Raw genomic sequence first — 14,409 nt, 5'->3', positions numbered from 1 at the left:
ATTGTCGCAAATACACCCTGATCGCGTAATTCGTATACGTTAATTTTGATTAATCATTGACCAAATTGAAAAGACATGAGAAAGATTCGAATTTTTGAACATATTTCGCTTGATGGTGTGATTGAACATGACGGCGATTATGAATATGGAGCGTGGACGACTGCATATCGAAGCGCAGCTGGTGCAGCACTTCTTTTTGAAGCATATGGACCAAATTTTGACCTTCTCCTTGGACGTACTACTTATGACATATTCAGTGAATTTTGGCCCAATGCTGGAGATTTTCCAATGGCTAATGCGATCAATGCAGCTACTAAATATATTGCAACACACAGTCCAAAGAGTTTAAGCTGGGGTCCGGTGGAAGGCTTGGGCACGGATGTGCTTCAGGCAATTACAGCACTTAAGGCAACAGCTGGACCTGATCTGATTATTGTCGGAAGCTCCACGTTAACATCAACATTGTTAGATTCCGGACTTGTAGATGAGGTTGTATTGATAACCTATCCTGTTTTGCTTGGTCACGGTAAACGATTGTTAGGAGACGGTATAACCGCGCGAGAACTTGCATTCGTAAGCTCTAAAGCAACTCCTACAGGACTGCTTATCAACACTTACAAACACATAGGCCCTCTGAAAAAGTAGTTTATAACTTTAAATTATGAATTTGGATATAAATGAATAGTAAGAACAGAAAATAACATACAAAAAAGATGTTTACAGTAGAACAGATCGAGGAGGCGCATAGCAAAGTCAAATCAGGAACAGACTTTCCTAACTATATTCGAGAAATAAAAAAGTTAGGTGTAATAGCATTCGAAACTTGGGTACGAGATAGTCACACCGAATATTTCGGTGAAAATGAATTTAAGACCGTTTCAAAACCCTCGTATGCGAACTTAGAAATTAAAGCAGTCTGTGATCCATTAAAATTTAGGGATTACTTAAAGATACACCAAAAAGGGGAGACTGATTACTTCACTTTTTGCAAACATTGTGCGGAGACCGGTGTGGAAAAATGGACTGTTTCACTGCATTCTATGACATGCACATATTATGACATGGCAGATAATGAAATTTTAACAGAAAAAATACCGGAGTAGGTGTATGTGATGATACTGTGAGATAGAGGAATATCATTGTTCATCTCTAAGGTATGTTATTGACTACTGAAAATCCTCTGGAAAAGCAATGAGCTTACTAATTAAGGAGGCCGTCGGTTAGCTAAAAATTAAAGTTACATGTTAAAAAATATCGGGTTAGATATAATCGCAATTTCCGTGTTATTCCCACATTAAAGTTTCAAAAGGCATAGTATTTGCTTATCGAATTCCATAAAATTAATCCATATGAAAAAGACCATTTTACTTTTTGTATTGTTATGTACTGCTTTTTTTTCGCGAGCAGATCAACTTCAGGCTTTAACACAGAAGCAAGCAGAAGCTGCAGTCGTCTACCTTAAAAAAGAACCAATCGTGATTTTATGGTGCAGTTGCTGTGATAATGAAACACCTAAAAAAGTTACTGTTAATGAAGTTTTTTATAAAAAAGATAGCGATGGAAAATACTATTCTGTCATATTAAAAGGAAGGGATGAAAGTGGAAAGGAAGTGGAAGAATATTTAGATCTGGCCTATGTGTTCGTAAAAAAAGGTAGAAAAGCACAAAGTTTAGGTAAGGTTTTAAAATTTGAGTGTGATCCTTGTACTAAGCCATTTGAATGGTCAATGTAAAATATAGAAGAATAGCCTGCAAGAAGCTAGGGTATTTTCAAAGCTGATTTACATTCAAACCAAAATGCCGTTATTTTAAAATAACGGCATTTATATTTTAGATGAATTTCTAAAGATCAACTTCAAGAATTGGAGAGTGCCTAAGCTCTTTGTCTTTTCAAAATCCAGTTGGAAACAATATATTGGGCTAAAATATAGCTGATAACTGGGATAGTATTCATCTTATATTCTTTCTAATATTGATGGATAAGATGAATAAAATTATTAAGCATGAAAACTATAGCTTTTAGTATCCTATTTATGTTGACTTCAATCACAGCTTGTACACAAGAAAAAAAGGACAATTCTCCTGATGTTCTTTTAAAAAAGAAGACCATAAATAGTGTTCCTTTTTTAACGAAGCAAAATGATTTTATCTATGTAGATAAAACAAGTTTGAAAGCTGTCACAAATCAAAAATTCCGTACGGCCTCCCTATTGACACCGACAGGTTTTGCAATTGTTGAAAATGACAAGAATGAATATGCGGCCATAGACGAAAATGGAAAAATAGTTTTGGATTTTTCAGCCAGCGAAATCAACTTAAACGTTATAAATGGTTTAACTTTTTACAAAAGAGACCTGGAATATGTCAAGAAGGTGCCGATCTGGAAATGGGAATGGAATATTCTGGGGGGTGGAATCCAAAAAGAAAAAAACTACCACAACATTGAAATAGGAGTAGTAGAAACTAAGCAAATTTTACTTCATAAGGATGTTCCATATTTGGACGACAGTTACTATTTAAATTTTATCCCAGTAGATGAAAACCACATCTTTTGGAATGGTACCCTGTATGAAATCAAAAAAAATCGCTTGAATAAAATTGAACATAATATCACTGAATTGCTTGAAAATAAACGCTTTATTAAAGCTTCTAATGCAGGTTTTTCCCTTTATGAACTCAACCATAAAAAACCAATTCACAACGGATTGGAAGGTGTCGAAACACTTTCAATGCAATTTGAGAAAGAAACAATCGTGCTCAATGAAATTAATAAAGAACGTTATACACCTGAAGTTCCTAAACTACTATTAGATAGCGAAACCAATGCTGTTTATCCGTTTCCACAATATGAAAAGGTATTTCCAAAGGAAATCACAAAGGCAACAGCTAAACAGATCGATTTCATAAGAAAAACTACCCTAGTGTATTCAATAACTAATTCACCTTATTTTCTATTGGGTATTTTTAATTATGATCATGCTATTTGGGCGTTCGATTGGCTATATATTGATACCAAAGGAACTGTCGTTGATACCATTGATACGTATAATTTTAAGGTCATGGATCAAGTAGGAAATTTGGTCTGGCCCGATAGAAAGATGATTTTACCAAATAGATACATGGATAAAAATTGGAAATTTGGGAAAATAAATTCATACGAAGGCATGGGTGATTTATATATTATTCCGATTGAAGACGAAAAACAATTTCGCACTAAAGGCTTGTGGAATCGGCACGAACATATCTGGGAGATAAAGCCCGAATATCATGAAATATCAGTTTTGAGTACTGAAAATCAGATCTATGCGCTTCAAAAAGAACAGGGTGGATTGTATGCGCTTTACGATAATAAAAATAAACAATACATTGGATCAAAAGCCTATCAATCCATTAATTCGGATGGACTGGTCACGGTTAAATTGAATGAAGAGCAAACTATTTATTACTATATTGACATTTGTTCTGGAAAAGAATACAAAGAAAATTAATAATAAACTCCAAATACGATATTTATGATTTTCAGAATGCTGTTAGCACTTGTTGCTTGTGTTTTAAGTTTATCCTCTTTTGCGCAGATACGTACAGGAGTATATTTTCCTTCTGATCAAAAATTCAATGAAATAATTGAAGATTTTGGAAATCCATTGCCCGGAAATCCGGTAATGGTTGTTCAATCATTTGTTCCCAACCGCGGAAGTTATGTTTGGTTTTTAAACGAAAGCAAAGCTGCACAGGACGCTTATCTTAACGATAACCCCAAGGATCTGCACGCAGGAATTTTTCTGGAAGATCATGGCGGATTAATTCCAAAAATTACCTTTAAAGATTTTGCTGTAGGATTGGCACAACCGATCTATCTCATTAACTACTGTGAAGTGGGAGATGCAAATAAGGATGGTTTTCCTGAGTTTTACCTTACTTATTTTCAAGAATCAGATGGTTTAGATGCTAAACCGCTGAAAGTTATCGTTTACACAAATGGGGGCGGAAAAACATTCTTAAAATCAAAGATTACCGGTTGGATTCCTTTTCAGGAAGAAGATCAGTACAGGGAAGAAAAGGATGCAAATTTTAAGTTATTACCCAAAGAGATAAGGCGGAACGCTGAAAAAATACTGCAAGATGCGAAAAGTCAACTGAATTAACATACCTATGAAATTACCCAATCACTGGCAGAGCTTTATTAAAATATTTCAGAAGAAATTTAATTCTGAAATTGTGTCTGATAGCATACGTGTTTTTCAAGATGAGGAAGCTATTAAAGAACGCTTTACAACCCATCAGTTTGAGACGTATTTGCCCTATTATATTCCTGTGGCCGATGATTCTGGTGGGCATGTGGCTGTAATTTCTAGAAATGACGAGGACAAAAAGGTATATCTTACTTCTTATGGCACCTTGGAAGAAAAGTATTTTAAAATATTAGATCGAGATTTACTGCATTGGATGCAACGAAAATTTCCTTTTGATAATGAAGATAAACATGAAAACGAATTAACAGCGGAACAGCAGGCATCTTTTGAAAGTGAAAATAAGCGCCTCTTAGAGCAAGTTGGTCAGTTTCCTTCCTTATTAAATTTTTGGAATCAAACGTATTCGATTGAAAATTTCTGTCTCCCGGAAAACTTTCCAGTAGTAGATCAACTGCTGGCATTCCAAGATGGATACGCTTTTAATACGGTTGCATCCAAAAGCTTGATTGGCGAAAAAGAAGGAGATTTTAAGGAAAGCTGGCTAGTCATTGCCAGTAATTATTTTGCAGACCCCTTTTTTATCGATTTTAACGATTCAGAAGAAAATTTTCCCGTTTATTTTGCTTTTCATGGTGCAGGAAAATGGAAACCCATTAAAGTGGCAGATAACATTGATACTTTTCAAAATGTTTTACGAACCATTTTCGAGCTAAGGTATGATAAAAATGGCCTACTTTCATTATTAACGGAATTGAGTATTTCAGGAAATGATTTTTGGGACGAAGTTTATCAAAATGTGCTGGAGATGCCAGAGATGGCAGAAGATGAGCAAAATGAAATGATCAGCGAATCGGATTGGCAGGAGGCTGAGGTGTATATCACAGATATCGGTCCAAATAAAATGAAAATAGTCTCCTTATTAAAAGCGAAGTACCGATTGTCGGGTGCTGAAGCGCTGCAAATGAGTAAGGAAGCACGTATATTGTATCACAAAGGTCCTAAAAAATGGATACATAGCTGCGTTCAAGAATTAGAGAATTTAGGTGCTCAGGTAGCAATCGTTATACAGTGATCATTAAAGTGGATGTATAAATAGGTTGTTGGGAAAAAAGTAAAAACGCTAAAAACTACCAGTATCGGGGATATTTTCAAATGGTATCTTTTGTTATCTTTAATTCATAGATTTATTAGAAATAAGACCGTGAGATATTTGGCAGTTGTAACTTCATTTTTAGCGTTATTTGGCTGTAAAACAAATGTTCAAAAATTGCAGATTTCTACTATTTACACCGAACCAAAGCGGGTATTAAAAGAAATTCCAGAAACTGGTGCAATACAAACTTATGTGAGCCGTAAGGAAGTTACAGAACGCCTAGTTCCTCGTATTTACATGCTCTATAAAAATGCTGAAACTCTTAAATTTCGGATGCAGGGCAACATCAGTTCCAGTGGCCATGCTGTTCATCAGGTTAGAAAAATTCGTTTTGAAAGAGGAGAACAAAAGGGGAATACCATCACATTGCGGTATTACGTAGAGATTAAAAAATATCCAGGCAAGGAAAGCGCTGATGTGAAGGGATATAATTATACCAAAGATGAAATTTATAAAATACTTAATGATGTTAAATTAATAAATATCCAATTGTATGAAGACCGGATCGATGGTATAGCAGCTGCCAATCCAAAACTTATAGCTGAGCAGACCTTTTAATTTCTTTGCAAAAATCTAGTAATATGAAAACGAAACGATGAACGTATTAAGTGAATACTTACATTTTATTACGAAGGACTCTGATCATGAAACTTTAAATAAAAGATTTCAGACACGATATTCGAACCTGCCGGATGATTATCTTGCTTTTTTGAAAACATACTCCTTGCTCACGAACCACTCCGATACAACATGGTTTAACAGCATTACAGATTTTAATGAGACAAATGAAGAAAATGATTTCAAATGGAATGAATTTGAAATTCTGTCCTTAGACGCTTTTGATGGAGATGTTGAAAATCAACAATTGGTAAAGAATTTTTGGAATCAACATGTACCTATTATTCTATCTGTTAAAAACGGTTATGCCTATTTTGCTCTTCATGTTTCAGTAGAAAATTTTGGGAAAATCTATTATGGTCAAGAACCTGAGTTTGAAGAAACAGAACTTGTGTCGGACAGTTTTAGTGCTTTCATTGAAGCGATCCAAAAGAGATCATTAAAGAAAGAATACCTGGATTTGTTTTAAAGATCATAAAATGGTCAAACAAATTTTAGAAATGATTGTACTTGAAAAGGCTTGCATATTAAAAAAATAAAGCGACAATGAAAAAAACTGCTTCCTTTACATTTTTTAGCTTCTTGCTGACAATAACGATTCTAAGTTGTGCAGATGCTGAAAGAAAGAAAAACAATTTCCCTAACGATCTAAAAAATAGCAAATGGATCATTCAGGAAGGAGGGCTTGTCACGATAGATGGTGATACAACCTATCGCTTATCAAAAAGAATAGATACGGCATTTATTTTCAATTTTTACGCAGTAGACTTTCTCGATCAAGAAAGATTTACAAGTTATGATAGTTGGGAATGTGGCAATGATTGTTTCACACAAATATTTGGAAGATATTATTTCACCAAAGCAGATCAAATTGAAATGCAGGTTGATAGCATTGCCCGATCTGGAACATGTGAAGCCCCAACCCAGGTTTTCACCATATCAAAAGTCATGTCCTTTAATATGGTGAAAAAAGGGGATCAACTGCAGCTGATCAGAAAATAGCAGTTATATATTCTTAACTAAAATAGATTCGGCTTCAACTGAATTTTTATGTAAGCTGTCTTTTGGTTTTTACCCTTCGCCGGCGCTGAATTTGTCGGGAATACTTCAGCATAAAAAGTGTCGTTATCCGCCCAAAAAGCTTTTTTATGATCTGCAATTTTGAAGTTCGTAAAATTAATATACAGCAGGTTTTCTTGATCAGAAACTTGCTCCGCGTATTTGTTAATGGTAAAATCACTTCCTACGTCATTGTTTGAATTGACATAAGAAATCCAATTTTTACCTGGAATAATTTGTGGATAACCACCGGTAAACGTTCTAAAATTAACTTCAGGTTTTATCGTATAAAACGAGTAGTACATATCGTATACTTCAGGCGATTCTTCTTTGAAGATCTCTAAATTTAGTGTAGGAGACTGCCCGATATATTCATTGGATAACATGCCGTCTTCTGTATGGACATTCTCATGCTGCACAATCGTGGTTTCTTTTCCATTTTCCGTATATACCCAGTTGCCATCTTTCAGTTTTACTTTCGGATTTTTCACTAAGACTTCATCAATTCGATTTTTAGAAGCTGTTTTAAATTCTTGTGCTGAAACCTCTGCTATCGTACCGAATTTACGGAATGATTTATTTTTAAAATCTTGAGTTTTCTTCAATAAGCTGCTTCTGATCTCATAAAGATCTTTACCTTCTAAGGTCAAATCAAAAGAGGCTGTGAATTCTGACTTCAAAACAAAAGCTTCAATGCTATTCGAAATGTTATTATCAATGCTAAAATGGATCGCGTAAAAATCATCAAACTCCTCAAATCCATAGTAATTATCGAGTTTATTTTTAGCTACTTTTAGGTGATCAGCATCTTTGCTTGGAGCCATAAAAAAATGAACAGAATCTAGTTTAGTAAATAATTGAAAGGGTACATCCTGTATATTATCTACACCTTTTATCTTTTTGAAATCGGTTAGTGTAATGATTTTCTTCGTAACTTCAGTGGTCTCTTTACTCGTGTCAGTTGCTTTAGGAGACGGATTACATCCCACAAAAGTAACAACTAGGGTGGATATGACGAATGGATATAATGTTTTCATTTTTTGTGTCTTTTAGCAAAGATATTACTATTCAAATTGGCTTAATATGGCCGAAAGCAGGGATTTATTGAAGGGCATATTTTAGACAATTTTAAAAAAGATAAATGAAAGACTTTAAAATTATTCAATACACATGAAAAATGTAATCATTAACTTCTCTTTTGCGATGGCTCTACTCGCTTCTTGCTCACCAGTTGCCGAAAAGAAAGGGGATAAATCTACTGATATAGTTCCAAAAGTAGATACAGCCGGTGCGCCTGTTCTTCGAAAAAGTACGGTAGCTAAAGTGGATCTTCCGACTGATCTTTCAACCTTAATCCCTATTGATGTATTGGATAGCACAAGTACAAATGTGTATGTGAAATACGGTATAGAATTCTCCGGGAACTGTTATTCATGCGACTTAGCTAGTTTATCCATTACAAAGAATAAAATGATATGGACCAATGTCTGTGATGAAAAAGACACTTTTGAAATTGATGATTTCGTTGCTTCTATCGAAGGAAATAAAACAACTTTAAAAACATCAGAACGTACGTATATTTTAACAAAAATAGATAAAGCACCTGTTTATGAGCTGGTATTAGAAGGGAAGAAACTGGAACTAAAAAACAAAAGAATATCAAAGTTTTTTACAGTTAAAGAAGCTTCACCACTTTTTAAAGAACATGATTGTGGCGATTTTGGAGGATAATTAATGATTACTGTTCAACTTCTATTCGAATATAAAATTGAATATGTCGAGCATAGCGCTTGTAATTACATTCCAAAGAAGAGAAAAGAACGAAAAACATAATTTGAGAATTAGATTTTTTTTGGTGCTGATCTCGAAGAGGGGCCAGGGGCGTCTGCGTTCATAAGCAAAAGTTATCAATCGAATATCTTTTAAACCCGTTTGGTCGTTCCAAACGGTTTTTTTATATGATCCTTTTTTCCTGTTGGTTTTAAATCATTTTCCTCTGAATGACCTAAAAATGAATTATTATATGCTACGGTCTTTGAATTTCAGCATCTGTTTATTAAGGGCTTTATCATGAATTGAGAGGCAAATAAAAAAATAATGTTCCTTTTTTATGAAGGATTAAAAATTAAATAAAAAACTATCCAGCACTTGTAGTGATATAGGATTTTGTTATCTTGCCCGCAACAACTATAAACTAAGGGCCCATTATTTTATTCATATCATGTACACGGAGAATCTCTATTCTTTAGAAGAATTATATCTTTTGGTGAAAAGATCTGACGTGGATGCTTATAATGTATTGTATGAAAGAACTTGGAAAGGTTTATATCAGCACGCTTTTTCAAGGTTAAATGATGAATTGATCAGTAAAGAGATTGTGCAGGATGTATATATTGATTTATGGGTCAAGCGCCATGAAAAAGAAATTCAACAGGTAAGTAACTATCTGTATACAGCTATACGGTACAAGATTATTGATCAGTTTAGGAAATCGACTAAAAAGCTAGAAAGTCTAGAAACGATTGTTGAGTACATGGCAAGTGTGGATCAGGCAGATCATAATTTTAGAGAAGAGGAACTTCAAGTTCATCTAAATTACTGGATTGATAAACTGCCGAAGAAAAGAAGAGAAATTTTTAAACTCAAATATTTTGATGACTTGAACAATAAGGAGATTGGCGAAATATTAAATGTTTCTCCAAAAACTGTTCAAAACCAATTATTAACAGCCTCCAAATGGTTGAAAAACCAGTTGAAGGAAATATTATTTTTATTTTTTTAATTTTTTGGGAGTTTTGCTATAAATCACGACATATAATAAAGACCAACTTATAAACTTTATATATGTCCACTAGTAAAACTAGAATTAGAGTATTTATTATAAATATTTTTAATAAGTATTTATCCGGTAAAACCTCAGAAAATGAGGATCAACTAATTGAAAAAATATATGACCGTCTCGATATTCACGATCTCGATCATATCGATTATGAATCCATTAATAAAGATATTAAACAGCAAGTTGACGCTGCCATAACCCGGAAAATTAAAATTTCCAATCGAAAAAAGCATTATCAGATAGCGGTTGCGGCAAGCGTATTGTTTGTTCTTTCATTAGGTGCTTTATTCTTGTACCAAGGAAAGGACACCATTATGTCTTTAAGTAGAAGTAAACATACTGCTCGTGATTTTCCTCAATTAACCTTCAACAGAGAGCACCGCATTAATCTTCTCGACTCACTACCAGTAGGCAGTACACTTCACAAAAAAGGAGAGGGGCATATTTTAGATCTAACACATATGGAGCGATCACAAAAAGTCGAACTTATAGAAATCAATAATCCATCCGAAACCCCTTTTACCGTTGTTTTAAAGGATCAAACAAAAGTTAGCCTCAATAAACATTCTTCCGTTTCATTCCAGTCCAATTTTGGGATACACTCAAGGGAAGTGATGGCGGTAGGGGAAGTTGATTTTGACGTTTCTAAGCAGCAATCTCAAGATAAGTGGGTTCCTTTTACAGTCCGAACTAAGCTACAAACCATTGAAGTCTTGGGGACACAATTTCATGTTTCAACGACTATACCAGGTGAAGAAAATGTACTGTTGAAAGAAGGTAGCATCAGGTTGGCACATAATCATTCGGACGGTACGGTTATCCTTAAACCTGGAGATAAAGCATTTCTTCAAGAAATACAACCTAAAATTATGATTTCTTCGCAAAGCAGCAAAGCTAAAATAGATTCATGGAGAAGAGGCGAATTTTATTTTGAAAATGAAAAACTGAGACAGGTTATGGACGAAATCGGTACCTGGTACGGCAAATCGATTGAAATGAGTGATGACACAGGTGCTAAAACACTTACCGGAATATTTACAAGATACAATACTATCGAAGATGTGCTGCACATGATCGCACTCACAAATAGTGTTGATTTTAAAGAAAAGAAAGGAGTCATCTATGTAACAGTCAAATAAACAGTCAACAATTAAAATCACCAATTTTTTTAATAAACTAATTTATGAATCAATTGAAACCAAAACAAACAAAACAAAATATTCGGGGTGTCAGACTCCTGATGTATCTGGTCTTATTGACTATCTGCATCACTACGACGAGTTCTAGTCTGAAAGCAACGTTGCAAAAAGAAATTTCCATTGAATTTAATAATGTAACGATTAAGCAGGCGTTGCATGATCTTCATGGAAAGATGGGTGTTAAATTTGTTTATTCACCTAATGATATTGATGAAAATAAAAAAATAAAACTATCATTTCATAATGAAAAGTTAGAAAGTATTCTGAACAAATTGTTTACCGGGATGAATGTATCTTTTGTTATGAAAGACTACACCATTATTCTAAAGAAATCAGCAAAAGTTGAACAAGTTATTCAGAATAGGATTATTGAAGGGCAGGTATTGACCGAAAGTGGTAATCGCTTATCAAATGCTACCGTTACTGGAAATGTGAGTAACCGCAGTACATCTACTGATGATAACGGACGCTTTAGTTTAAGTGTTTTACCTACAGATCGTTATATTTCCGTTCGTTTGGTCGGTTATGCACCTGAACAGATTGAATTAACAGATAGAAATTCGTACAGAATTGTTTTAAAGGATAGTGTAAGTGCGCTGGATGAAGTTGTTGTTGTTGGTTTCGGTACCCAACGTAAAGCTTCAGTAGTAGGAGCCATTACCACCATACAGCCAAAGCGTTTACAAAGTGGTACAACACGTTCTTTAAGCAATAATCTTGCAGGCCAGCTGTCCGGAGTGATTGCTGTTCAACGTTCTGGAGAACCAGGATATGATAATTCTAATTTTTGGATCAGAGGCATCAGTACCTTTGGCGGGAATCGGAATCCTCTAATTTTAGTAGATGGCGTCGAACGATCATTGGATAATATGGATCCCGAAGAGATCGAATCATTCTCAGTCCTTAAAGATGCTGCAGCTAGTGCCGTTTACGGTGTTCGGGGAGCAAATGGTGTCATCTTAGTCAATACAAAAAGAGGAAAAGTGGGTAAGCCTAATGTTTCGTTTCGATTTGAAGAGGGATTAACTTCTCCCATTCAGTTACCAAAATTTGTCGGAGCAGCAGAATACCTAGAGGTCATGAACAGTATCCGTGAAGAACGTGGTGAAACAGGGTTGTATTCACAGGAGCGAATTGATAATATCCGCAAAGGTGTGGATAAAGACCTGTATCCAGATGTTAACTGGTTGGATGAGATCTTAAAAGATAGAGCTGGAAACAGCCGAGGCAATTTAAGTGTCAACGGCGGTTCAGATATTCTGCGTTATTCCTTAGTTACTTCATTTTATAGAGAAGGTGGAATCATAGAAAGAGATAAGAAGCAGGACTGGGATTCTTCTTCCAAATTAAATCGGTACAACGTACGTTCCAATGTAGATATAAATGTCAGCCCGACTACCTTATTTCGGTTGAATATTGGCGGTTATCTTCAAGATCGCAATCGTGCACCTCAAAGTGTTGATGCTCTTTTTCAGGAGGCATTTACAATTCCCCCTTACGTCCATCCAACCATTTACTCTAGCGGAGAAATACCACGTACCTCGGGACGTACCAATCCCTGGGCGCTAGCTACGCAACGCGGGTATGAAAGATTAAGTGATAGCAAAATTGAATCCTTGTTTTCCATAGAGCAAGATTTATCCTTTTTTTTAAAAGGGTTAAAAGCAAGAGGTCTTTTTTCTTTCGATCGTTATTCTAGTACTTCCGTAGTACGAAGTAAAGATCCAGATTATTACAATCCGGCCATAGGAAGAGATGAAGAGGGACGTTTGAAACTTGTTATAGATAGCTATGGGCAGGAGTTCTTAGGTTACAGCAAAGGATCAGATTGGGGAGATAAGAGTATGTATTTAGAAGGAGCAATCAACTATGCTCAAAATTTCGGAAACCATAACATCGAGGGGATGGTACTCTATAATCAGCGAAACTACGATAATGGCGATCTGTTGCCTTACCGTAATCAAGGTATTGCAGGTCGTTTTTCCTACAACTACGCTAACCGCTACATAGGTGAGTTCAATTTTGGTTATAATGGATCTGAAAATTTTGCTCCGGGTAAAAGGTTTGGTTTCTTCCCCTCTTTTGCATTGGGATGGTATCTATCAGAAGAAACTTGGATGCAACATTTGAGAAGTACGGTCAATAAACTTAAGTTCAGAGGTTCCTACGGTTTAGTCGGAAATGACAAGCTGGATGGTCGACGCTTCGCTTACATTACCACGATTAATGAGTCCACGGGTTATTCGTGGGGTATCAATAATGATTTCAGACGATCGGGCAGAATTGAAGGTGATCAGGGAAATCTCGATTTGACGTGGGAGACGGTAAACAAGACCAATCTAGGTTTTGAACTGGGACTGTGGAATGCACTTGACTTTCAAATCGATTATTTTACAGAAAAGCGCAGCAATATTTTTATGCAACGTCGGTCTATACCCGGCTCCAGTGGATTTACAAATGCGCCGTGGGCAAACTATGGTAAAGTGAATAATCAAGGAGTAGATGCATCAGTTGAATTTAGTAAAGCATTAAATCCGGATTTATTTCTATCAGTAAGGGGTACATTCACTTACGCACATAACAAAATCATTGAGCAAGATGAGCCATCAGCAGTAATTGGCACATCCCGTTCTTCGACAGGGAAGTCAATCGGACAGTTATTTGGTTTAGTGGCAGATGGTCTTTTTGAGGAACAGGATTTTGCCGATGTCGCTAATGGACAATTAAAAAGTGATATTCCTAAACATACTTTTGGCCCTGTTCGTCCTGGAGATATTAAATACGTGGACCTAAACCATGATGGTGTGATTGATGCATTTGACAGAACTGCAATAGGAGGTACAGAAGATCCTCAGATTGTATACGGTTTTGGAGCAAATGTGCGCTATAAATCTTTTGACTTTGGCTTCTTTATGCAAGGACTTTCAAAGACGGACCGTATTATCGGAGGATCTAATTTTATTCCAGGTAGTTCCAATGGTGCTATGGGAAACATGTTTGATAACGTATCCGACCGTTGGACAGTAGCCGATCCCAGACAAGATGTTTTTTATCCTCGTTTGTCAGATTATCAAAGTTCCAATAATAATATGGCCTCAACCTGGTGGTTGCGAGATATGAGTTTTTTGAGATTGCGAAATGTTGAACTGGGTTTTAATATGCCTTCCAACTGGATAAATCCCATTCAAATAAAAAACCTACGTATTTTCTTAAGAGGGAATAATTTATTGACTATTTCAGATTTTAAGCTTTGGGATCCGGAGCTAGGCGTCAATAATGGTATGCGCTATCCAATTATGAAGTCTATGTCAATAGGTATGGAATTGAATTTTAAATAACAGCCTGATT

At 35.5% G+C, this 14,409-nt stretch carries 14 protein-coding genes; 13 read left to right on the top strand and 1 reads right to left on the bottom strand.

Annotation, left to right across the window (positions count from 1 at the left end):
• The first annotated feature begins 75 nt into the window (after nt 1-75).
• The 9 genes from JAZ75_RS23315 to JAZ75_RS23275 all read left to right on the top strand — a co-directional run bounded on the left by JAZ75_RS23315 (nt 76) and on the right by JAZ75_RS23275 (nt 6,966).
• On the top strand, nt 76-645 hold the full coding sequence (locus JAZ75_RS23315; protein WP_208698906.1) for a dihydrofolate reductase family protein: 570 nt from the start codon (nt 76-78) through the stop codon (nt 643-645).
• 68 nt (nt 646-713) lie between these two features.
• A complete protein-coding gene (locus JAZ75_RS23310) occupies nt 714-1,103 on the top strand; it encodes a DUF1398 domain-containing protein (protein ID WP_208698904.1) in 390 nt (129 codons plus the stop codon).
• A 246-nt stretch (nt 1,104-1,349) separates the two neighbouring features.
• Nucleotides 1,350-1,733: a hypothetical protein gene (locus tag JAZ75_RS23305; protein WP_132771139.1), complete on the top strand. Its 384-nt coding sequence runs from the start codon at nt 1,350-1,352 to the stop codon at nt 1,731-1,733.
• A 270-nt stretch (nt 1,734-2,003) separates the two neighbouring features.
• Nucleotides 2,004-3,488, top strand: a complete 1,485-nt coding sequence (locus JAZ75_RS23300; RefSeq protein WP_208698901.1) for a hypothetical protein — start codon at nt 2,004-2,006, stop codon at nt 3,486-3,488.
• A 24-nt stretch (nt 3,489-3,512) separates the two neighbouring features.
• The gene (locus JAZ75_RS23295; RefSeq protein WP_208698899.1) at nt 3,513-4,145 is read left to right on the top strand and encodes a hypothetical protein; all 633 of its coding nucleotides are present in this window, start codon (nt 3,513-3,515) and stop codon (nt 4,143-4,145) included.
• Nucleotides 4,146-4,152: 7 nt separating this feature from the next.
• Complete coding sequence (locus JAZ75_RS23290) at nt 4,153-5,265, top strand: SMI1/KNR4 family protein (protein WP_208698897.1); 1,113 nt, start codon at nt 4,153-4,155, stop codon at nt 5,263-5,265.
• 138 nt (nt 5,266-5,403) lie between these two features.
• On the top strand, nt 5,404-5,904 hold the full coding sequence (locus JAZ75_RS23285) for a hypothetical protein (RefSeq protein ID WP_410528616.1): 501 nt from the start codon (nt 5,404-5,406) through the stop codon (nt 5,902-5,904).
• 37 nt (nt 5,905-5,941) lie between these two features.
• Nucleotides 5,942-6,433 carry an SMI1/KNR4 family protein gene (locus tag JAZ75_RS23280; RefSeq protein ID WP_208698893.1) on the top strand — a complete coding sequence of 164 codons (492 nt, stop codon included), beginning with the start codon at nt 5,942-5,944 and terminating at the stop codon, nt 6,431-6,433.
• A 77-nt stretch (nt 6,434-6,510) separates the two neighbouring features.
• On the top strand, nt 6,511-6,966 hold the full coding sequence (locus tag JAZ75_RS23275) for a hypothetical protein (protein WP_208698891.1): 456 nt from the start codon (nt 6,511-6,513) through the stop codon (nt 6,964-6,966).
• Between the two features lie 17 nt (nt 6,967-6,983).
• Here the strand turns inward: JAZ75_RS23275 and JAZ75_RS23270 are convergent, their stop codons facing one another.
• On the bottom strand, nt 6,984-8,060 hold the full coding sequence (locus JAZ75_RS23270; protein WP_208698889.1) for a hypothetical protein: 1,077 nt from the start codon (nt 8,058-8,060) through the stop codon (nt 6,984-6,986).
• Nucleotides 8,061-8,193: 133 nt separating this feature from the next.
• Here JAZ75_RS23270 and JAZ75_RS23265 point away from each other — a divergent pair, with 133 nt between their 5' ends.
• From JAZ75_RS23265 to JAZ75_RS23250, 4 genes are all read left to right on the top strand, one after another.
• On the top strand, nt 8,194-8,754 hold the full coding sequence (locus tag JAZ75_RS23265; RefSeq protein WP_208698887.1) for a hypothetical protein: 561 nt from the start codon (nt 8,194-8,196) through the stop codon (nt 8,752-8,754).
• Between the two features lie 490 nt (nt 8,755-9,244).
• The gene (locus tag JAZ75_RS23260) at nt 9,245-9,805 is read left to right on the top strand and encodes an RNA polymerase sigma factor (RefSeq protein ID WP_021190203.1); all 561 of its coding nucleotides are present in this window, start codon (nt 9,245-9,247) and stop codon (nt 9,803-9,805) included.
• Between the two features lie 62 nt (nt 9,806-9,867).
• Entirely contained in the window at nt 9,868-11,001 is a 1,134-nt protein-coding gene (locus tag JAZ75_RS23255; RefSeq protein WP_208698885.1) for a FecR family protein, read from the top strand.
• Nucleotides 11,002-11,045: 44 nt separating this feature from the next.
• A complete protein-coding gene (locus tag JAZ75_RS23250; RefSeq protein WP_208698883.1) occupies nt 11,046-14,399 on the top strand; it encodes a SusC/RagA family TonB-linked outer membrane protein in 3,354 nt (1,117 codons plus the stop codon).
• The last annotated feature ends 10 nt before the right edge of the window (nt 14,400-14,409 follow it).

Source organism: Sphingobacterium sp. UDSM-2020, from assembly GCF_016132525.1.
GTDB classification, from domain to species: domain Bacteria; phylum Bacteroidota; class Bacteroidia; order Sphingobacteriales; family Sphingobacteriaceae; genus Sphingobacterium; species Sphingobacterium anhuiense.
The sequence above is the reverse complement of the archived record's forward strand: the minus strand, read 5'-3'. Positions and strand labels throughout refer to the sequence as shown.